Source organism: Mycobacterium shunyiense (genome assembly GCF_058270035.1).
Genome location: NZ_JBZDPT010000047.1, coordinates 774,851 through 794,272 on the forward strand (window position 1 = coordinate 774,851; position 19,422 = coordinate 794,272).

The 19,422-nt window shown below is 67.8% G+C and carries 20 protein-coding genes; 10 read left to right on the forward strand and 10 right to left on the reverse strand.

Annotation, left to right across the window (positions count from 1 at the left end; genetic code table 11):
• Positions 1 to 143: 143 nt before the first annotated feature.
• Complete coding sequence (locus AC4ELS_RS30920) at positions 144 to 1,238, reverse strand: sulfate/molybdate ABC transporter ATP-binding protein (RefSeq protein ID WP_499050743.1); 1,095 nt, start codon at positions 1,236 to 1,238, stop codon at positions 144 to 146.
• Positions 1,229 to 2,023: an ABC transporter permease gene (locus AC4ELS_RS30925; RefSeq protein ID WP_499050746.1), complete on the reverse strand. Its 795-nt coding sequence runs from the start codon at positions 2,021 to 2,023 to the stop codon at positions 1,229 to 1,231. Before AC4ELS_RS30925 ends, AC4ELS_RS30920 begins: the two co-directional genes overlap by 10 nt.
• A gap of 178 nt (positions 2,024 to 2,201) precedes the next feature.
• On the opposite strand from AC4ELS_RS30925, the gene AC4ELS_RS30930 reads away from it, so the two are divergent.
• From AC4ELS_RS30930 to ndh, 3 genes are all read left to right on the forward strand, one after another.
• Positions 2,202 to 2,876 (forward strand): SDR family oxidoreductase, encoded by a 675-nt coding sequence (locus AC4ELS_RS30930; protein WP_064885613.1) that lies wholly within the window; start codon positions 2,202 to 2,204, stop codon positions 2,874 to 2,876.
• Between the two features lie 18 nt (positions 2,877 to 2,894).
• Complete coding sequence (locus AC4ELS_RS30935; RefSeq protein ID WP_064959392.1) at positions 2,895 to 3,821, forward strand: LLM class F420-dependent oxidoreductase; 927 nt, start codon at positions 2,895 to 2,897, stop codon at positions 3,819 to 3,821.
• 98 nt (positions 3,822 to 3,919) lie between these two features.
• A complete protein-coding gene (gene ndh / locus AC4ELS_RS30940) occupies positions 3,920 to 5,293 on the forward strand; it encodes a type II NADH:quinone oxidoreductase Ndh (RefSeq protein WP_448447123.1) in 1,374 nt (457 codons plus the stop codon).
• Here ndh and AC4ELS_RS30945 read toward each other — a convergent pair.
• From AC4ELS_RS30945 to AC4ELS_RS30980, 8 genes are all read right to left on the reverse strand, one after another.
• Complete coding sequence (locus AC4ELS_RS30945) at positions 5,290 to 5,937, reverse strand: urease accessory protein UreD (RefSeq protein WP_448447121.1); 648 nt, start codon at positions 5,935 to 5,937, stop codon at positions 5,290 to 5,292. The genes ndh and AC4ELS_RS30945 overlap by 4 nt on opposite strands.
• Positions 5,937 to 6,623 carry an urease accessory protein UreG gene (gene ureG, locus AC4ELS_RS30950; protein WP_448447119.1) on the reverse strand — a complete coding sequence of 229 codons (687 nt, stop codon included), beginning with the start codon at positions 6,621 to 6,623 and terminating at the stop codon, positions 5,937 to 5,939. Before ureG ends, AC4ELS_RS30945 begins: the two co-directional genes overlap by 1 nt.
• A gap of 29 nt (positions 6,624 to 6,652) precedes the next feature.
• Positions 6,653 to 7,288 (reverse strand): urease accessory protein UreF, encoded by a 636-nt coding sequence (locus AC4ELS_RS30955; protein WP_448447117.1) that lies wholly within the window; start codon positions 7,286 to 7,288, stop codon positions 6,653 to 6,655.
• A gap of 15 nt (positions 7,289 to 7,303) precedes the next feature.
• Positions 7,304 to 9,025: an urease subunit alpha gene (locus AC4ELS_RS30960; protein ID WP_448447116.1), complete on the reverse strand. Its 1,722-nt coding sequence runs from the start codon at positions 9,023 to 9,025 to the stop codon at positions 7,304 to 7,306.
• Positions 9,022 to 9,336 (reverse strand): urease subunit beta, encoded by a 315-nt coding sequence (locus AC4ELS_RS30965; protein ID WP_448447255.1) that lies wholly within the window; start codon positions 9,334 to 9,336, stop codon positions 9,022 to 9,024. Before AC4ELS_RS30965 ends, AC4ELS_RS30960 begins: the two co-directional genes overlap by 4 nt.
• Positions 9,336 to 9,638 (reverse strand): urease subunit gamma, encoded by a 303-nt coding sequence (locus AC4ELS_RS30970; RefSeq protein ID WP_055114519.1) that lies wholly within the window; start codon positions 9,636 to 9,638, stop codon positions 9,336 to 9,338. The genes AC4ELS_RS30965 and AC4ELS_RS30970 overlap by 1 nt, the downstream gene beginning before the upstream one ends.
• Before the next feature lie 72 nt (positions 9,639 to 9,710).
• A complete protein-coding gene (locus AC4ELS_RS30975) occupies positions 9,711 to 10,112 on the reverse strand; it encodes a PaaI family thioesterase (protein WP_082448985.1) in 402 nt (133 codons plus the stop codon).
• Between the two features lie 156 nt (positions 10,113 to 10,268).
• Positions 10,269 to 11,039 (reverse strand): iron reductase, encoded by a 771-nt coding sequence (locus AC4ELS_RS30980; RefSeq protein WP_448447113.1) that lies wholly within the window; start codon positions 11,037 to 11,039, stop codon positions 10,269 to 10,271.
• 224 nt (positions 11,040 to 11,263) lie between these two features.
• On the opposite strand from AC4ELS_RS30980, the gene AC4ELS_RS30985 reads away from it, so the two are divergent.
• The 7 genes from AC4ELS_RS30985 to AC4ELS_RS31015 all read left to right on the forward strand — a co-directional run bounded on the left by AC4ELS_RS30985 (position 11,264) and on the right by AC4ELS_RS31015 (position 19,355).
• The gene (locus AC4ELS_RS30985) at positions 11,264 to 11,680 is read left to right on the forward strand and encodes a BlaI/MecI/CopY family transcriptional regulator (RefSeq protein ID WP_064885632.1); all 417 of its coding nucleotides are present in this window, start codon (positions 11,264 to 11,266) and stop codon (positions 11,678 to 11,680) included.
• Positions 11,681 to 11,694: 14 nt separating this feature from the next.
• Positions 11,695 to 12,666 carry a M56 family metallopeptidase gene (locus tag AC4ELS_RS30990; protein ID WP_448447111.1) on the forward strand — a complete coding sequence of 324 codons (972 nt, stop codon included), beginning with the start codon at positions 11,695 to 11,697 and terminating at the stop codon, positions 12,664 to 12,666.
• A gap of 51 nt (positions 12,667 to 12,717) precedes the next feature.
• On the forward strand, positions 12,718 to 14,184 hold the full coding sequence (gene gnd, locus AC4ELS_RS30995; protein ID WP_064957230.1) for an NADP-dependent phosphogluconate dehydrogenase: 1,467 nt from the start codon (positions 12,718 to 12,720) through the stop codon (positions 14,182 to 14,184).
• 46 nt (positions 14,185 to 14,230) lie between these two features.
• Positions 14,231 to 15,667, forward strand: coding sequence for a GuaB1 family IMP dehydrogenase-related protein (locus AC4ELS_RS31000; RefSeq protein WP_064957229.1), 1,437 nt, complete (start codon positions 14,231 to 14,233; stop codon positions 15,665 to 15,667).
• 225 nt (positions 15,668 to 15,892) lie between these two features.
• Complete coding sequence (locus tag AC4ELS_RS31005) at positions 15,893 to 17,260, forward strand: hemolysin family protein (RefSeq protein ID WP_448447106.1); 1,368 nt, start codon at positions 15,893 to 15,895, stop codon at positions 17,258 to 17,260.
• On the forward strand, positions 17,253 to 18,362 hold the full coding sequence (locus AC4ELS_RS31010) for a hemolysin family protein (protein WP_498888406.1): 1,110 nt from the start codon (positions 17,253 to 17,255) through the stop codon (positions 18,360 to 18,362). Before AC4ELS_RS31005 ends, AC4ELS_RS31010 begins: the two co-directional genes overlap by 8 nt.
• A gap of 75 nt (positions 18,363 to 18,437) precedes the next feature.
• Positions 18,438 to 19,355, forward strand: a complete 918-nt coding sequence (locus AC4ELS_RS31015) for a 3-methyladenine DNA glycosylase (RefSeq protein WP_499050750.1) — start codon at positions 18,438 to 18,440, stop codon at positions 19,353 to 19,355.
• The last annotated feature ends 67 nt before the right edge of the window (positions 19,356 to 19,422 follow it).

A 19,422-nucleotide genomic window follows, 5' to 3' on the forward strand; every position in this document is an offset into this window, starting at 1 on the left:
ACAAGCCAACGATTGATTGCTGACGCGCGGGTGTGCCGGGCGCCACGCCGGAGCTGGCAACCCGCCTCAGGACACTCCCCGCGCCGGACCCTCAACAGGTGATTCGGACCTGCGTATGCCCGCGTTACGCCGCGAACCGCGAGTCACTTCCGGTGCCCCGCCGGGTGGACGGCAACCTCCTGCGCCTTCACGGAGAAATACACCGTGTCGCCCGGCACCAGCCGCAGCTCGGCCGCCGACTCCGCGGTGATGTCGGCCGCCAGGCCGGGCGCACCGTCAGGCTGCTCATCGGCCCGCACCCGGATGCCTGGACCCCGGCTGTCGAGCTCGGCGACCGTCACCGGCACGGTATTGCGCGGACTTCCGTGCGGTTCGTCGCGGTACACCGAGACCGACGCCGGCGAGAACAGGGCGACGGCCGGTTCGCCGCGCTGCACATCGGTTGCCGGCGTGCCGTACCAGTTCGCCTGCGATGCGGTGGTCAGCACGCCATCGGCGCCTGCCGTGCCCCCGATCAGGTTGACGCCGGCGAACCTCGCCGCGAAATGACTCTTTGGTGCCGCCAATACCTCTGCGACAGAACCACTTTCAACGATGCGCCCATCCTCCACCACGATCACCCGGTCAGCCAGCGTCAGGACATCGAGCAGCTCGTGGGTGATCAGCACCGCGCACCTGCCGCCAACGGCCAGAACCCGGCGCAGCACCTTGCGCGTCGACGCTGCCACCGCCACGTCCAATCCGGTCAGCGGTTCGTCGAGCAGCAGGACCTCGGGATCGGCGGCCAGTGCCCGGGCCAGTGCCACCCGCTGCGCCTGGCCGCCCGACAGCCTGCGAGGTCGCCGGTCGGCCAGATCGACAGCGTCGACCTCGGCCAGCCACCGGCGGGCGCTGTCGGAGGCGGCCCGGCGGCCGACCCGGCGTCTACTACGGGCCCCGAATGCCACGTTGGCCAGCACGCTCAGGTGCGGAAACAGCAGCGGGTCCTGCAACAGCAAGCCGACCCGGCGGTCGTGCGTCGGCACCTGCACGCCGGCCGCAGTATCGGTCAGCACCCGGTCCCCCACCCGCACAGTCCCGGCGTCGAGGCCGACCAGTCCGGCAATCGCGTGCAATGTCGTCGACTTTCCCGCGCCGTTGGGGCCGAGTACCGCCAGCACCTCACCTGCCGCCACATCGAATTCCAGTTCCAGGCCACGGTTTTCGACGACAGCACGCACATGAAGCGTCATGTCCATCCGCCCGCCCGCAGTCGGCGACTGCCCAGCCCGACGACGACCACCGCCGCCACCGCCACCAACAGCACCGACAACGCCACGGCGGCATCGGCGTCGCTCTCGCGCTGTAGATAGATCTCCAGCGGCAAGGTGCGGGTCACCCCCTGGCGCGACCCCGCGAACGTCAACGTGGCACCGAACTCGCCCAGGGACCGCGCGAAGGCCAGGACAGCCCCTGAGACCAGGCCAGGCCCCAGCAGCGGCAGCGTCACCCGCCACCACACGGTCCCCGGCGACGCGCCAAGCGTCGCCGCCACGACCTCGAAATCGGTGCCCGCGGTGCGCGCAGCGCCCTCCAGCGAGATGACCAGGAACGGCAGCGAGACGAAGGTCTGCGCGAGCACCACCGCCACCGTCGTGAACGCGATGTGCACCCCGGCGGCCTCCAGGTAGCGGCCCACCAACCCGAGCCGCCCGAATGCGTACAGCAGCGCGATGCCACCGACCACCGGCGGCAGCACCAGCGGCAACAGGATCAACGGTCGCACGATCCGGGTGACCGAACCTGAGCTGCGGGCCAGCACCAGGGCCAACGGGACCCCGAACAGCACGCACAACACCGTGCTGGCCAGCGACGTCTTCAGGCTGAGCGTCAACGCCGCCGTGGACGACGGACTGGAGATCAGCGACCCGAACTGCGGCCAGTCCACCTTTGCCACCATCGCCACCAGGGGCAGCACGACAAAGATCGTGCCCACCGTGGCAGGGACATAAATCCAGCGCGGAAGACGTGGCGAATTCGTCACGATGCGGCCCCACCGACCACGTCGACGCAGGTCGCAGCGCTGGGTCGGATCATCTCGGCAACCTTATGCGAGCCGTCCCTGGGCGCGCCGAGTTTCCTGACCTAGCTACTGTCCAGTAACATTGGCCGATGGTCGCCCCCGTCCGGTGCGGTGACCCCCAGGTACATGGAGGTACATCATGGCGGAGGTGCTGGTCACCGGCGGCGACACCGAACTCGGCCGCGCGATTGCGGCAGGTTTCCTCGATGCCGGCCACAACGTGATCATCGCCGGCGCCCGCCGCGAGGATCTCGAGTTGACGGCCAAGCAGCTCGACATCGCCTCGATCGTGTTCGACAACACCGATCCCGCCAGCGTCGAGACCGTCCGCACGCAGTTCCCCCACCACCTCGACACCCTGGTCAACGTCCCCGCCCCGCAGTTCGAGGCCAAGGACCCCCGCACCTTCACGCTGGCCGATCAGGCCACCGCCTGGCGCCACGCCCTGGATGCCACCGTGATCTCGGCCGTGCTGACCGTGCAGATCGTGGGTGACCAGTTGCGCTCGGGCGGTTCGATCGTCAACGTCGTGCCCGCCAGCCCGCGCGAAGGCAGCATCGAGGCCGCCGTCAAGGCAGCCCTCGGCGACTGGACCGCCGGTCAGGCCGCGTACTTCGGCACCCGCGGTATCACCGTCAACGCCATCGCTCCCGGCCTCTCGGCCGAGCCCGGCTACGACGGCCTCGGCGCCACGCCGCCTTCGGTCGCCGACGAGTTCGCCCGTCTCGCAGTATTTTTGAGCACGCCGGCAGCTCGCCACATCACCGGGCAGACGATGCACGTCAGCCGGGGTTCCATGGCAACCCTGGGATAGCGCGCTAGGGTCGGAGAAGTGACAATCCGACTCGGACTCCAGATCCCCAACTTCTCCTACGGCACCGGCGTTTCCGAACTCTTCCCGACCGTCATCGCCCAGGCACAGGAAGGCGAGGCCGCCGGCTTCGACTCCGTCTTCGTGATGGATCACTTCTACCAGCTCCCCGGTCTGGGCACCCCGGACCAGCCGATGCTGGAGGCCTACACCGCGCTCGGTGCGCTGGCGACCGCGACGCAGAATGTGCAGCTCGGCACCCTGGTCACCGGCAACACGTACCGCAACCCGACCTTGCTGGCCAAGGCGATCACCACGCTCGACGTGATCAGCCAGGGCCGCGCAATCCTCGGCATCGGCACCGGCTGGTTCGAACTCGAACACGACAGCCTGGGTTTCGAATTCGGCACGTTCACCGAGCGGTTCAAGAAGCTCGATGAGGCGCTGCAGATCATCGTGCCGATGCTCGAGGGCAAGCGCGCGACGTTCAGCGGCACCTACTACCGGACCGAGGAGGCATTCGCCGAACCTCGCTTCCGCGACCACATTCCGCTGATGATCGGCGGCAGCGGCGAGAAGAAGACGATCCCGTTGGCGGCCCGGCACTTCGACCACCTCAACATCATCGCGAACTTCGACGAGCTACCCCGCAAGCTCGATGTGATCCGGCAGCAGTGCGAGCAGATCGACCGGGACCCGGCGACGCTGGAGACCAGCATGCTGGTGATTGCGTTGATCGGCGAGCACTTCACCGCCGATGCCATCCCACCCGACTTCCAGCAACGTGCCGTGTTCGGCAGCGCCGAGCAGATCGCCGAACAGCTGAAGACCAAGCTCTTCGACACCGGGGTCGACGGGGTCATCCTCAGTCCGGTGACCATGGGCGGTTACGTGCCCGGCGGCATCACCGAGGTCGCCGACGCATTGAAACCCCTGATATCCGGGTAAACATTCGGTTCGGTTGCCCATCTCACCGCACAGGTCGGAATGGCGCCGACTAACCTAACGGTTATTACGAGTGGCAAACACGTTCGCGAGGAGCAGCAATGAGCCATCCCGGAGCTACGGCATCGGATCGGCATAAGGTAGTCATCATCGGATCGGGTTTCGGCGGTCTGACCGCCGCCAAGACCCTCAAACGTGCCGACGTAGACGTCAAGCTGATCGCCCGCACCACGCACCACCTGTTCCAGCCGCTGCTGTACCAGGTGGCCACCGGCATCATCTCCGAGGGCGAGATCGCCCCCGCCACCCGCGTGATCCTGCGTAAGCAGAAGAACGCCCAGGTGCTGTTGGGCGACGTGACCCACATCGATCTGGAGAACCAGACGGTGGATTCAGTGCTGTTGGGGCACACGTACTCCACCCCGTACGACAGCCTCATCATCGCCGCAGGCGCCGGACAGTCCTACTTCGGCAACGACCATTTCGCCGAGTTCGCGCCCGGCATGAAGTCCATCGACGATGCGCTGGAGCTGCGCGGCCGCATTCTCGGTGCGTTCGAGCAGGCCGAGCGCTCCAGCGACCCGGTTCGCCGGGCCAAGCTACTCACCTTCACGGTGGTGGGCGCGGGCCCGACGGGCGTGGAGATGGCCGGCCAGATCGCCGAATTGGCTGATCAGACCCTGCGCGGCAGCTTCCGCCACATCGATCCGACCGAGGCCCGGGTGATCCTGCTCGACGCCGCACCGGCGGTGCTGCCGCCGATGGGACCGAAGCTCGGCAAGCGGGCCCAGGAACGGCTCGAGAAGATGGGCGTCGAGGTTCAGCTCGGTGCCATGGTGACCGACGTCGACCGCAACGGCCTGACAGTCAAGGACTCTGACGGCACGCTGCGGCGTATCGAATCGGCCTGCAAGGTGTGGTCGGCCGGTGTGTCGGCCAGCCCGCTCGGTAAGGACCTGGCCGAACAGTCCGGAGTCGAGCTGGACCGGGCCGGTCGGGTCAAGGTAGAGCCGGACCTGACACTCCCGGGCCATTCCAATGTCTTCGTTGTCGGCGACATGGCCGCGATGGAGGGTGTGCCCGGCGTCGCCCAGGGCGCGATCCAGGGCGGCCGCTACGCCGCCAAGCTGATCAAGCGCGAGGTCGCAGGCACCAGCCCGAAGATCCGGGCCCCGTTCGAGTACTTCGACAAGGGCTCGATGGCGACCGTGTCCCGGTTCTCGGCAGTGGCCAAGGTCGGCCCGGTCGAGTTCTCCGGGTTCTTCGCCTGGGTGTGCTGGCTGGTGCTGCACCTGGTGTACATCGTCGGATTCAAGAGCCGTCTGGTGACTGTGCTGTCGTGGGGCGTGACGTTCCTGAGCACCAAGCGGGGGCAGCTCACCATCACCGAACAGCAGGCCTACGCCCGCACCAGGATCGAGGAACTCGAAGAGATCGCTGCCTCGGTCCAGGAGACCGAGCGGGCCGCGTCCTAGAGCCCTGGGACCTCAGGGGGCAGCCGGTCACCTTGCCAGGTGGCCAGGCTGCCTCCGGCGGCCAGCGCCAACAAGGTGCCTTGCGCCTCGAACACGGGTTCCGGGTAACGCAATTCGCTGATGCAGGCCCGAGGGGCGGCCAACACGTCGTCACCCACCGCGCCGCGGCCCAGTTCGATCCGATGCCGCAACAACGGCGTCGAGCCGACGTCGGCATGCATCGCCGACGACCAGTTACCCTCCTGCTCACCGGATCTGCCGATCTGAACCCGTTCGCGAATCCGCACCTGCGCAGCCTGGGACAGCCGTAGTCGCGTGGTGGTGCGGTGCGCCGAACCTCCCGCAACGACGGTCGGCTGCGGATCGAGGTCCAACTGCCCGGCGATCTCAAGCTCCCAGTGCGCAGCCGACCGCAACGTGGCGGCGCCGGGCAGCACCATGGTTGCCGCGGCGGTGCGAATCCGCAGCCGGGCACCGGCTTCCACCACCACCCGCACCGTGACGGTGTCGCCGCCGAGTGGGGTGGCGGCCGTCGAGACCAGGTGCACCGTGCCCGTTTCGGTGCACCGTCCGGCCAGCCCGCCGCGGGCCTCGATCCGCGGCAGCCGACCCGGCGAGGCCGTGATGGCGACTTCGGAGTGCATCACGACGACGGTGCCTGCACGGCCTTCAACTGTTCACGCACCCAGGTCAGCACCGGCCCCGCGGACGGATCCTCGGTCAGTGAGATCAGCGCCGTCGGGCGGTCTGCTCGCACCTTGGCCGCATCGCGGCGCATCACGTCCAGATCAGCACCCACCATCGGGGCCAGGTCGGTCTTGTTGACCACCAACAGGTCTGAGAACGTCACGCCCGGGCCGCCCTTCCGCGGCACCTTGTCTCCCCCGGCCACGTCGATCACGAAGATCTGCACGTCGACCAGACCCGACGAGAACGTCGCGGTGAGGTTGTCGCCACCGGATTCGACGAGAATGAGATCCAGCGCGGAGTTGGCGTCGATCAGATCGTCGATCGCATCCAGGTTGGCGGTGATGTCATCGCGGATCGCGGTGTGCGGACATCCCCCGGTCTGCACCGCGGCGATCCGCTCGTCGGGCAGCACCGCATGCCGGCGCAAGAAGTCGGCGTCTTCAGTGGTGTAGATGTCGTTGGTCAGCACCGCGAGCGACAACTCATCGCGCAACTGCCGGCACAACGCCGCCACCAGAGCGGTCTTTCCCGATCCCACCGGACCGCCGACACCGATGCGCAACGGCTCACCGGGCTGACGGGCCCGCTTGGGCCGGTCTACGTGCGTGTGGGGTTCGCCGTCGAGGAAATGCGGTGGCATGGTGGACCTTTCGAGATTGCAGAGCAGAATTACGAGACGAACAGCGGTCGGTCCCGTTCGGTGTGGCGTTGGGCCAGCACGTCGAGCAACGGGTCAGAGAGGTCGGCCAAACCGGTGACCGCCTCGGCCGCCACCTCGTCGCACAACCCGGACAGCTCGAAGGTCAGGGCCGCGACATCGGCAGGATCCAAGGCGAGCAACCGCTGCGCGGCCGTCGCCGAACCGGTCATGGTGGTGTACACCACCGACAGGGCGGTCTGGTCCGGCGCCAGCGCCGCGGCTGCGCCGACCGCACCGGCGGCCACCGGCAGATGTGGCCGGGTTCCGAGCGTGTCCCACGACTGCTGCGGCCAGACCCGCCGGGCCAGCCGGACCAGTCCGCGCCCCTGCGCGCGCGAGGCCTCCCGCGCCGCCGGAGCCGGGGTACGGGCGTCGGTTTCGGCGTCGGCCGCCCCGGCGTCCAGAGCACCGGTGTGCACCGCCACCGCCAGCGAGGCAGCGACCACTCCGTTGGTGCGGATGCGCCGGATCAGGTAGGCGCGCAACGTTGCGACGTCGGTGAGCAGACCACTGGTGACCGCCTCCTCGACGCCGCCGGAATGCACGTGCCCACCGGTCGGCAACCGTGAATCGGCCAGGGTCAGAAGCGTTGCCAGGCTGCTCATCTATCGGCCACTCATCTAGAACAGGAAATATCGTTGAGCCATGGGCAGTTCGACCGCGGGCTGCTCCTGCCACACCTGTCCGTCGATCCGCACGGTGAAGGTATCGGGCTCGACCTCGATGCGGGGCATCGCATCGTTGTGCGGCATCTGGGCCTTACCGACTTGCCGAACATTCTTGACCGCGGCCAATTTTCGACGAATGTCGAGGCGGTCCGCCAGACCGTCCTCGATCGCCTGCGGTGCGACGAAGTGCACCGAGGTGGCGGCCGCCGCGGCGGGAGCCGCCCCGAACATCGGCCGCGGCAGTACCGGTTGCGGCGTCGGGATCGAGGCATTGGCGTCGCCCATCGCGGCCCACGCGATCATGCCGCCCTTGAGCACGGCGTGCGGACGCACGCCGAAGAATGCGGGTTCCCACAGCACCAGGTCGGCCAGCTTGCCGACCTCGACCGATCCGATCTCCCCGTCGAGACCGTGGGCGATGGCCGGGCAGATGGTGTATTTCGCGACATAACGGCGCGCGCGGTTGTTGTCGGCCGGCCCGTCTCCCGCCAGGGCGCCGCGCCTGCGTTTCATCACGTGTGCGGTCTGCCAGGTCCGCAACACCACCTCGCCGATCCGGCCCATCGCCTGCGAGTCGCTGCCGATCATCGAGATGGCCCCGATGTCGTGCAACAGGTCCTCGGCGGCGATCGTCGACGGCCGGATCCGGCTCTCGGCGAACGCCAGATCCTCGGGCACACTCGGGTTGAGGTGGTGGCACACCATCAACATGTCGAGGTGCTCGTCGAGGGTGTTGACCGTGTGCGGCCGCGTCGGATTCGTCGAACTGGGCAGCACATTGGGGTGGGCGGCGACGGTGATGATGTCGGGCGCATGCCCGCCACCGGCACCTTCGGTGTGATACGCGTGGATGCTGCGGCCCTTGATGGCGGCCAGGGTGTCCTCGACGAAGCCGGCCTCATTCAGGGTGTCCGTGTGGACATTGACCTGCACCCCCGCGGCTTCGGCGACGGTGAGACAGGCGTCGATGGCCGCCGGGGTGGTCCCCCAGTCCTCGTGCAGCTTGAAACCTGCTGCGCCACCGCGCAACTGCTCCCACATCGCCTGGGAGCTGACGGTGTTGCCCTTGCCGAGAAGGGCGACGTTGAGCGGCCAGGAATCCAGCGCTTCGAGCATCCGGGCCAGATGCCACGCTCCCGGCGTGACCGTGGTGGCCTTACTGCCCTCGGCCGGACCGGTGCCGCCGGCCACGATGGTGGTGATGCCGCCGCCGAGGGCCTCCTCCATGAGCTGCGGACAGATCAGATGAACGTGACAGTCGATCGCGCCGGCGGTCAGGATGCGACCGTTGCCCGCGATGATCTCGGTGGATGGGCCGACAACCAGGGCCGGATGCACTCCCGTCATGATGTCGGGGTTGCCGGCCTTGCCGATCCCCACGATGCGCCCATCGCGGATCCCGATGTCTGCCTTGATGATTCCCCAGTGGTCGATGATCACCGCGCCGGTGATGACGGTGTCGGGTGCGCCGTCTGCGCGGGTCGCCCTCGACTGCCCCATCGACTCGCGCAGCACCTTGCCGCCGCCGAACACCGCCTCGTCGCCGGCGCGCTCGGGCCCGCCGCTGCGGTCCTCGGTGATCTCGACGAACAGGTCGGTGTCGGCCAGCCGGATCCGGTCACCCGCGGTGGGGCCGAACAGCGCGGCGTAGCGCGCCCGGGTCAGTTCGCTCATGGGATGTCCAATCGGCCGGGCGCGTCGAAGCTGATGCCGTGCACCTCGCGGGCGCCGCCCAACGGGACCAATGAAATCCGCTGGGCCACACCGGGTTCGAAACGAACGGCAGTACCGGCCGGGATGTCGAGGCGGTGTCCGCGGGCGGCAGACCGGTCGAAGTCCAACGCGCCGTTGGCCTGCGGCAGGTGTACATGGCTACCGACCTGCACCGGACGGTCACCCGTATTGACCACATCGAGGATCAGCCGTGGTGCACCGGGATTGAGCGCGATGTCGCCGTCGCCGAACACGATCTCGCCGGGGATCATCACGCGATCGGGTGGTGGACGGTGACCAGCTTGGTGCCGTCGGGGAAAGTGGCCTCGACCTGGACGTCGTGCAGCATCTCGGGCACCCCCTCCATGACCTCCCCGCGGGTCAGCACATCGCGTCCGCTCACCATCAACTCGGCGACCGTGCGGCCGTCACGCGCGCCCTCCAGCAGGTGATCGGTGATCACCGCGACGGCCTCGGGATGGTTGAGCAGTAAGCCACGAGCCTGTCTGCGCCGAGCCAGGTCTGCGGCATACGAGATGAGCAGGCGGTCCTGCTCATGCGGGGTCAAACGCATAGTGCGCGATATTGCCATGGCGAGCGGGTTTCGGCAGCGCTCGCTCGGCCCGCACGACGGGCGCCGGAAGACCTACTCGGCGATGTTCTGCAGTCGTACCTGGCCGCGCGCCACGAGCTTGTCGTTCTCGTCGGTGATGGTGATCAGCCACAGCTGCTGCCGGCGACCCCGGTGGATTGGCGTGGAAACTGCTGTGACAGTGCCCGATCCGATGGCGCGCAGGAAATCGGTGTTGTTGTTGACCCCGACAACGGTGCCGCCGCCGTTCTCCGACAGCCAGATGTGGCCGGACACGCTGGCCAGGCTCTCGACGATCGAGCAGTACACGCCGCCGTGGACGATGCCCCAGGGCTGCAGCAGCTTGTCGTGGATCTCCAGCTGTGCGCGGCCGCCGTCGGGGGTGAGCTCGAGATAGGTCAGGCCCAGTTCGGTGTCGAAACCTTTGCCCAAACCTTCAGGGGTATCAGTGGTCACAGCCCTCGTGTCTACACGCCGTATCTCCATAAAGATGCGGGCGGGTCCCGCGTATCAAACGCGGGACCCACCCTCGAGCGGACCGGGGGTCTCTGCAGCCCTCAGGACTCCGGCGCGGTCCGTTAGTCTCGTATCTACATACTAGGCAAGGCTATCCTAATTAAGCAAGACCTTCCCCGCCCGGCCACTGCCACGAACCGGCAGACCAAAGCCGACCAGGGCATCGAGGACCGCCTGACCGCGCCGCATGCTCACGACCTCACTCGAGCCGGCGAGCAGTGGGACCTGCGTGGCGGCACCGACCACCGCCGCGCCCACCATGTGCCACATCGCTGCGATCGACATCGCGCCGTCACTGATGTCCACCAGGCGGCTGAACAAGGGTTCGAGCGCGCGATGACTGCGATGAGCCACCCAGGTGGTCAGCGCCGCCTCACTGGGCAACGCGACGATCCCGTCACGGCAGGCACTGGTGAAGCGCGCGACCCGGCCGCAGTAGTGAGGATCCTCCGGCAGACCGCGCAGGGTCGGGTCGACCACGCCGACCCAGTCGATCGCACCCTCGGAGTCGACATGGACCCACAGGTTCTCCAGGCCGGTGTCCCAGGCGCGGCCCTCCAACACCAGCAGCGGCACGACCCGGCCGATCACGACATGAATGAACGTGGCGGCCAGCTGCTGGGCGACCGCGGCGCGATTGCCCGTCTCCTCCATCGCGGCGTCGAACATCCCCTGCAACCGGTCGGCGGACAGCGCCTCGGCCAACGGCCACCACCGCCTACGTGAGAGGTCACCCACCACGGCCACGCCGTAGACCCGCGGACACTCCGGATACAGCTCACGTAAACGCCGACTCGACTCGTGCAGCGGCAGCGTCCGCTCGATGGCCATACCCGCGATCAGCGGATCTTCGATCAAGACCGTCATGTCACCTCCGAAGGCTCCTGTTTGAGTTAGGTTAGCCTTACTATAGTCACGTGAAGGATGAGAGCTACCCCCTGTGACTCGATTCACAGCAGGCCCCAGATATGGCGCTGACCTTGCCCTAACCCGATGGAGAAGGCGGTCCGGAGCGCGACCTCAGATGCATACGACGCGCGGTAGTAAACCCGTAGTACGCTGGCTTTACTGCTCAGGAGAGTGAACGGAACATGGCCAAAATGACGCGTCTCGGGGAGCTTGAGCGCGAGGTGATGGACCACTTGTGGTCTGCACCCGAACCCCAAACCGTGCGCCAAGTCCATGAGGCGCTGGCCGCCCGCCGCGACTTGGCCTACACCACGATCATGACCGTGCTGCAACGACTTGCGAAGAAGAACCTGGTCGTACAGCACCGCGATGACCGTGCGCACCGCTATGCGCCCACAAATGGGCGCGACGAGCTGGTCGCCGGCCTCATGGTCGACGCGCTCGACCAGGCCGCAGACTCGGGTAGCCGGCAGGCCGCGCTGGTCCATTTCGTCGAAAGAGTCGGCGTCGACGAGGCTCAGGCCTTGCGTCGCGCATTGGCCGAACTGGAGAGCAAGCACCAGCTGCGCCCACCGGCTGGCAATTCGGGCCCTGCCTGAGAGAGACTTACGGCGTGTCCGCGCTGGCCTTCACTCTCGTCGCGCTGGCCCTCGTGGGGCCGGTACCGGCGGTGCTGGCGCGTGCGGCGTGGCCACTACGCGCCCCGCGTGCGGCAATCGTGCTGTGGCAGTCGGTCGCACTGGCCGCAGTGCTGTCCGCTTTCTCGGCCGGTATCGCGATCGCCAGCCGCCTGTTCGTTCCCGGTCCGGACGGTCGGCCGACCGCGACCATCATCAGTGAGATCAGGGCCCTCGGTTGGCCGTTATGGCTGCTCTACGTCGTGGTGTTCACGCTGACGCTGTTCATCGGCGGCCGGCTCTGTGTAGCCGTGATCCAGGTGGCGGTGGCCACCCGGCGCCGGCGCGCCCATCACCGCATGATGGTCGACCTGCTCAGCAAGTCCCGCGATGCGGTGCCCGCCCATCTCTGTACGGCACACCGGCCGTTCGCCGGTGACGGACTGCGCATCCTCGATGTCGCGCAGCCACTCGCCTACTGCCTACCCGGCGTCCGCAGTCGCGTCGTGGTGAGCGAGGGAACGCTCACCACGTTGTCCGACAACGAGGTTGCCGCGATCCTCACCCATGAACGGGCCCACCTGCGCGCCCGGCATGATTTGGTCCTGGAGATGTTCACCGCCGTCCACGCCGCCTTCCCGCGGTTCGTCCGCAGCGCCAACGCGCTGGACGCGGTCCGGTTGCTGATCGAGCTGCTGGCCGACGATGCCGCGGTCCGCACGGCAGGCCCCACTCCCCTGGCCCGGGCGCTGGTCGCCTGCGCGAGCGGCCGCACCCCCTCAGGCGCACTGGCTGCCGGCGGGCCCACCACCGTGATCCGCGTGCGACGCCTCGGCGGCAAGCCCAACAGCGTCGCCATGGCCGTCACCGCGTATCTCGCCGCGGCCGCAGTCCTGGTGGTCCCCACCGTCGCCGTCGCCGTTCCCTGGCTCACCGAGCTTCACCGCCTGTTCGCCGGGCTGGGATAAACCCCTGTCCAACAGGCGTTCTGACACAACAAAACAACGAAAGGCTGCGGCATGACGTCGTCAAGCACACCGTCCAGCACCACCGGTACCGCGCAGATCGGAGTCACCGGCCTGGCCGTGATGGGCTCCAATCTCGCCCGCAACTTCGCCCACCACGGCTATACCGTCGCGCTGCACAACCGGTCGATCGCCAAAACCGATGCGCTGCTGGCCGAGCACGGCTCCGAGGGCAAGTTCGTGCGCAGCGAGACGATCGCGGAATTCCTTGACGCCCTGGAGAAGCCACGCCGGGTGATCATCATGGTCAAGGCAGGCGACCCGACCGATGCGGTGATCAACGAGCTGGCCGACGCCATGGAGCCCGGCGACATCATCATCGACGGCGGCAACGCCCTCTACACCGACACCATCCGCCGGGAGAAGGCGATCCGCGAGCGCGGGCTGCACTTCGTCGGCGCAGGTATCTCCGGCGGTGAGGAAGGCGCGCTCAACGGCCCGTCGATCATGCCCGGCGGCCCCGCCGAGTCCTACAAGTCGCTCGGCCCTCTGCTGGAAGAGATCTCCGCACACGTCGACGGTGTGCCGTGCTGCACCCACATCGGCCCGGACGGCGCCGGACACTTCGTCAAGATGGTGCACAACGGCATCGAGTACTCCGACATGCAGCTGATCGGCGAGGCCTACCAGCTGCTGCGCGACGGGCTCGGCCTTGAGGCCGCACAGATCGCCGACGTGTTCACCGAGTGGAACAAGGGCGACCTTGACAGCTACCTGGTGGAGATCACCGCCGAGGTGCTGCGTCAGGTGGACGCCAAGACGGGCAAGCCGCTGGTGGACGTGATCGTCGACGAGGCCGAGCAGAAGGGCACCGGGCGCTGGACCGTGAAGTCCGCCCTCGACCTCGGCGTTCCCGTCACCGGCATCGCCGAGGCCGTGTTCGCCCGGGCGCTGTCGGGTTCGGTGCCCCAGCGCAAGGCCACCACCGGTCTGGCCTCCGGCGAGCTCGGCGACAAGCCTTCTGAATCAGCGCAATTCATCGACGATGTCAGAAAGGCGCTGTACGCCTCGAAGATCATCGCCTACGCCCAGGGCTTCAATCAGATCCAGGCCGGGTCGGCCGAGTACGGGTGGGGCATCACCCTGGGCGATATGGCCACCATCTGGCGCGGCGGCTGCATCATCCGGGCGAAGTTCCTCAACCGGATCAAGGAGGCATACGACGACGATGCCGACCTGGCCACCCTGATCGCCGCGCCGTACTTCCGTGACGCAGTCGAGGCGGGTATCGACAGTTGGCGCCGGGTCGTGATCAAGGCCACCGAGTTGGGAATTCCCGTCCCTGGCTTCGCCTCGTCGCTGTCCTACTACGACGCGTTGCGCACCGAGCGGCTGCCCGCGGCACTGACTCAAGGCCTGCGCGATTTCTTCGGCGCGCATACCTACGGGCGTACCGACGCCGAGCCCGGTCAGAAGTTCCACACGCTGTGGAGCGGCGACCGCAGCGAGGTTCAGGCCTAGATTCAGCGGCCCTGACGGGGAAGCCCGCGCCACTAGACTCAAGGGCGTGAGGTTTCTCAACGGACACATCCCGCCGTACGACCTGACCTACAACGACGTCTTCGTCATCCCCGGCCGGTCGGATGTGGCGTCGCGGTTCGACGTCGACCTGTCCACCAACGACGGATCCGGCACCACCATCCCGGTGGTGGTGGCGAACATGACGGCGGTGGCGGGTCGGCGCATGGCCGAGACCATCGCGCGGCGCGGCGGCATCGTGGTGCTGCCACAGGATCTGCCGAGCACCGTGGTGGCCGACACCGTGCAGTTCGTCAAGAGCCGCGATCTCGTGGTGGACACGCCCGTGACGCTGGGCCCCGACGACTCGGTGTCCGACGCCGCGGCGCTGCTGCACAAGCGTGCCCACGGGGCGGCGGTGGTGGTGTTCGAGGGGCGTCCGATCGGGCTGGTCACCGAGGCCAGCTGTGCCGGCGTTGACCGGTTCGCCCGCATCCGTGATGTCGCGGTGCCGGACTTCGTCACCGCTCCGGTGGGCACCGATCCGCGAAAGGTGTTCGACCTCCTCGAGCACGCACCCATCGACCTCGCGGTGCTCACCGAGGCGGACGGCTCCCTGGCCGGCGTGCTGACCCGCACCGCGGCGGTGCGGGCGGGTATCTACACACCCGCCGTCGACGCGGCCGGGAAACTGCGCATCGCCGCAGCCGTCGGGATCAACGGCGATGTCGGCGCCAAGGCCCGCGCCCTGGCCGAGGCCGGGGTAGACCTGCTGGTCATCGACACGGCACACGGCCATCAACTCAAGATGCTCGACGCCATCAAGTCGGTGGCATCGTTGAACCTCGGCCTGCCGCTGGCGGCGGGCAACGTGGTCTCCGCCGACGGCACCCGCGACCTCATCGAGGCCGGCGCCTCGATCGTCAAGGTAGGGGTGGGCCCCGGCGCCATGTGCACCACCCGGATGATGACCGGCGTGGGACGCCCGCAGTTCTCAGCTGTCGTCGAATGTGCAGCTGCGGCAAAGGAACTCGGTGCGCACGTGTGGGCCGACGGCGGGGTCCGGCACCCGCGCGACGTGGCGCTGGCGCTGGCCGCCGGTGCCGCCAACGTGATGATCGGCTCCTGGTTCGCCGGAACCTATGAATCCCCGGGCGACCTGCTGCACGATCGGGAGGAACGGCCGTACAAGGAGAGTTACGGCATGGCTTCCAAACGTGCGGTGGCCGCCCGTACCGCCGGGGACAGCCAGTTCGACCGCGCCCGCAAGGCCCTGTTCGAGGAGGGCATCTCGTCCTCGCGGATGAGCCTCGACCCGGGGCGCGGCGGAGTCGAGGACCTGCTCGACCACATCACCTCGGGGGTGCGCAGCACCTGCACCTATGTCGGCGCAGGCACTCTCGCCGAACTGCACGAGAAAGTGGTGCTGGGCGTTCAGTCGGCCGCCGGTTTCGCCGAGGGGCATCCGCTGCCGACCGGATGGTGACCGCGATACTATTGAGGCTCGGAGTAAGGCGTCGACGGCTGCATATTGCCCGGTCGTCCGCCGCGACAGATCGAACGAAAGGGTTCACGTGCCGCAGGCACCCACCGAGGCCTCCGGTTCTGAACCGGCCTTCCGGGTGGAACACCAGTCACTTCTGAGCGCCGAAGCCGACGACCCCTCTCCTAGTCGGCCGGGCCCCCGGCCCGGCGTTCCCCTGGAGAGCTGATGGGCAGCTCAACGGACGTAATTTTCTCGTTGCTGTCGATCCTGGCGATCGTCCTCCTCACTCTCGGCACCGCGGTGTTCGTGGCCGCCGAGTTCTCCCTGACCGCACTGGAGCGCAGCACGGTCGAGGCCAACGCCCGCACCGGCGACCGCCGCGACCAACTGGTCCGCCGCGCGCACCGCACCTTGTCGTTCCAGCTCTCCGGCGCCCAGGTGGGCATCTCGATCACCACCCTGGCGACCGGTTACCTCGCCGAACCCGTGGTCGGCGAACTCATCCGCCCCGGCCTGGACGCCCTCGGTGTACCACCCAACGTGGCGTCCGGTCTGGCGCTGTTCCTGGCCATCCTCATCGCGACCTCGCTGTCCATGGTGTTCGGCGAACTCGTGCCAAAGAACCTGGCCGTGGCCCGCCCGGTCCCGACGGCACGTGCCGCAGCACCGCTCCAGCTGTTGTTCTCGATGCTGTTCACGCCGGTCATCCGGCTGACCAACGGCACGGCCAACTGGATCGTGCGCCGCCTCGGCGTCGAGCCGGCCGAGGAACTGCGCTCGGCACGTTCGGCCCAGGAACTGGCGTCGCTGGTCCGGAACTCGGCCCGCAGCGGGTCTCTCGATCCCACCACCGCGCTGCTGGTCCACCGCTCGCTGCAGTTCGGTGAGCGCACCGCCGAGGAACTGATGACCCCACGCTCCAAGATCGAGGTGCTCGACGCAGGCGATTCGGTGTCCGACCTGTTGGCCGTCGCGATCCGCACCGGGTACTCACGGTTCCCGATCGTCGAGGGCGACCTGGACGAGACCATCGGCGTCGTCCACGTCAAGCAGGTGTTCTCGGTTCCGCGCGAAGACCGGGACCGGACCCGGCTGGCCGGGCTGGCACTGCCCGTGGCCACGGTGCCGTCCACCCTCGACGGCGATGCCGTGATGACCCAGATCCGGGCCAACGGGTTGCAGACCGCACTGGTGGTCGACGAATACGGCGGCACCGCGGGCATGGTGACAGTCGAAGACCTGATCGAGGAGATCGTCGGCGACGTGCGTGACGAGCATGACGACGCCACCCCCGACGTGGTGCCTGCCGGCGCCGGCTGGCAGGTGTCCGGGCTGCTGCGCATCGACGAGGTCGCGACCGGCACCGGATTCCGTGCTCCCGAGGGCGAATACGAAACCATCGGCGGGCTGGTGCTGCAGGAACTCGGACACATACCCGAGACCGGCGAAGCCGTGGAGCTCATCGCGTTCGACCCGGACGGCGACCCGGACAAGCCGACTCGATGGCTGGCCACGGTGGTGCGGATGGACGGCCGCCGGATCGATCTGCTCGAACTGACCAGTCTCGGAGCGCGGGAGAACGGGCATGGGTGACATCCTCGGTGTGCTGCTGACGGTGCTGCTGCTGGCCGCCAACGCGTTCTTCGTGGCCGCGGAGTTCGCGCTGATCTCGGCCCGCCGGGACCGGCTGCAGGCACTCGCCGAGCAGGGCAAGCGCAGTGCGGTGACCGTCATCAGGGCGGGCGAGCACCTGTCGCTCATGCTGGCCGGCTCCCAACTGGGCATCACGATCTGCTCGATCCTGCTGGGGCGGGTCGGCGAACCCGCCGTCGCTCATCTGCTGGAGAAACCCTTCGCGCTGATCGGCGTGCCCGACGCGGTTCTGCACACCGTCTCGTTCTTCATCGCCCTGGCCGTCGTGGTGACCCTGCACGTGCTGCTCGGCGAGATGGTGCCGAAGAACATCGCCATCGCGGGGCCCGAGACCGCCGCGATGCTGCTGGTCCCGCCGTACCTGGTGTACATCCGGGCGGCCCGGCCGTTCATCGCCTTCTACAACTGGTGCGCCAACGCCACACTGCGCGCGTTCCGGGTCGAACCGGTCGACGAGCTCGAATCGGCCGTCTCGACCGTCGAACTGTCGGAGATGATCGCCGAATCGGTGTCCGAAGGCCTGCTCGACACCGAGGAGCACGGTCGTTTGACGCGGGCCCTGCAAACACGCACCCGTACGGTCAGTGATGTCGCGATGCCGTTGGACGAGATCCACGCCATCCGGGTCGCCGCCCCGGGTTCGGGGCCCACCGTCGGGGATGTGGAGCGGGCACTGGCCGACACCGGCTACTCGCGCTTCCCTGTTGCCGATTCCTTCGGCGAATTCATCGGGTACCTGCACATCAAGGATGTGTTGCCGCACATCAACGACCCCGATGCGGTGCTGGATCTGTCCATGGTGCGTCCGTTGCCGCGCGTCCCGGCCTCGTTGCCGCTGCCCGATGCGCTGTCCCGGATGCGACGCAGCAACAGTCACCTCGCGCTGGTCGTCAACGAGGAGAACCGCGAGGAGCAGGACGGTCCTGACGGTGCGAGCGATGCGCCCGCCGGTCCGGACGGGACCGTCACCGCGATGGTCGCGCTCGAGGACCTCGTCGAGGATCTGGTGGGCACTGTGCGAGACGGCACCCACCGCATCTGACCCGTCTGATCCTCCCTCGAATGCATCGGTAGGCTCGAGCCGCACGGCGGCGGCGGGCCACCCAGTGGAGGAGACATGGAAGGACGCGTTGGATCGGACGCGGCCGGACTGACCCTGCCGGATGCCGACGAGGTCCTGGCGGGCCCGGATTGGGCGGCACGCGCCGAGTCACATCGGCGCCGCGCCGACGACTTCCTCACACCACACGTGCGTCGCCGACACGCCGGTGAGCCGCACCCGGTATGGGATTTCCTGTTCACCTACTACAGCCTGCGACCCCGTCAGCTACGCCTGTGGCATCCCGGCTTCGGGGTGGTGCTGGCCGGCGGAGAGGCAGATTCGTATCTGCGGCGCACAGGTTACGGTCCGCATCCGCACGGTGTCACGGTGCGGACCGACTACCTGCTTTCCCGCATCGAGACGGTCCGCTTCGTGGCTCGGTTGATGCGTGCCACCGCAGCGCGGGCGCCCCGGATGAACTGCTTCGGACTACACGAGTGGGCCATGGTCTACCGGACTCCCCAGCTACGTCACGACAGGGTTCCACTGCGCCTCGGCGCCACCGGAACCGATGCCGTCGTCGAGTCGATGCCGTTGCGGTGCAGCCACTTCGATGCCTTCCGTTTCTTCACCGACTCCGCCGCGCCCCGCAACGACCGGCAACTGAGCCGCGAGCAACAGCTCGACACCGAGCAGCCCGGCTGCATCCACGCCGCCATGGACACCTACAAATGGGCCTACAAGCTGGGCCCTCTGGTGTCGTCGGAACTCGTGATGGACGCACTCGAACTGGCCGCCGACGCGCGGGCGGTCGATATGTGTGCCAGCCCATACGACTTGAGGCGCTATGGTTTCGAGCCGATCGCCATCGAAACACCGGCCGGGCGCGCCGAATACGTCAGGGCCCAGCAGCGCATCGCCGAACGGGCAGCGCCGTTGCGGATCACTCTGGCAAACCGGTGTGAGCTGTTGCTCACCAGGCTGGACGGCTGAAAGGCCGACGTTACCAATGGGTAAGCTGGATAAACGGCAGGCACCGCACGGTGCCTGGAGCCGAGGG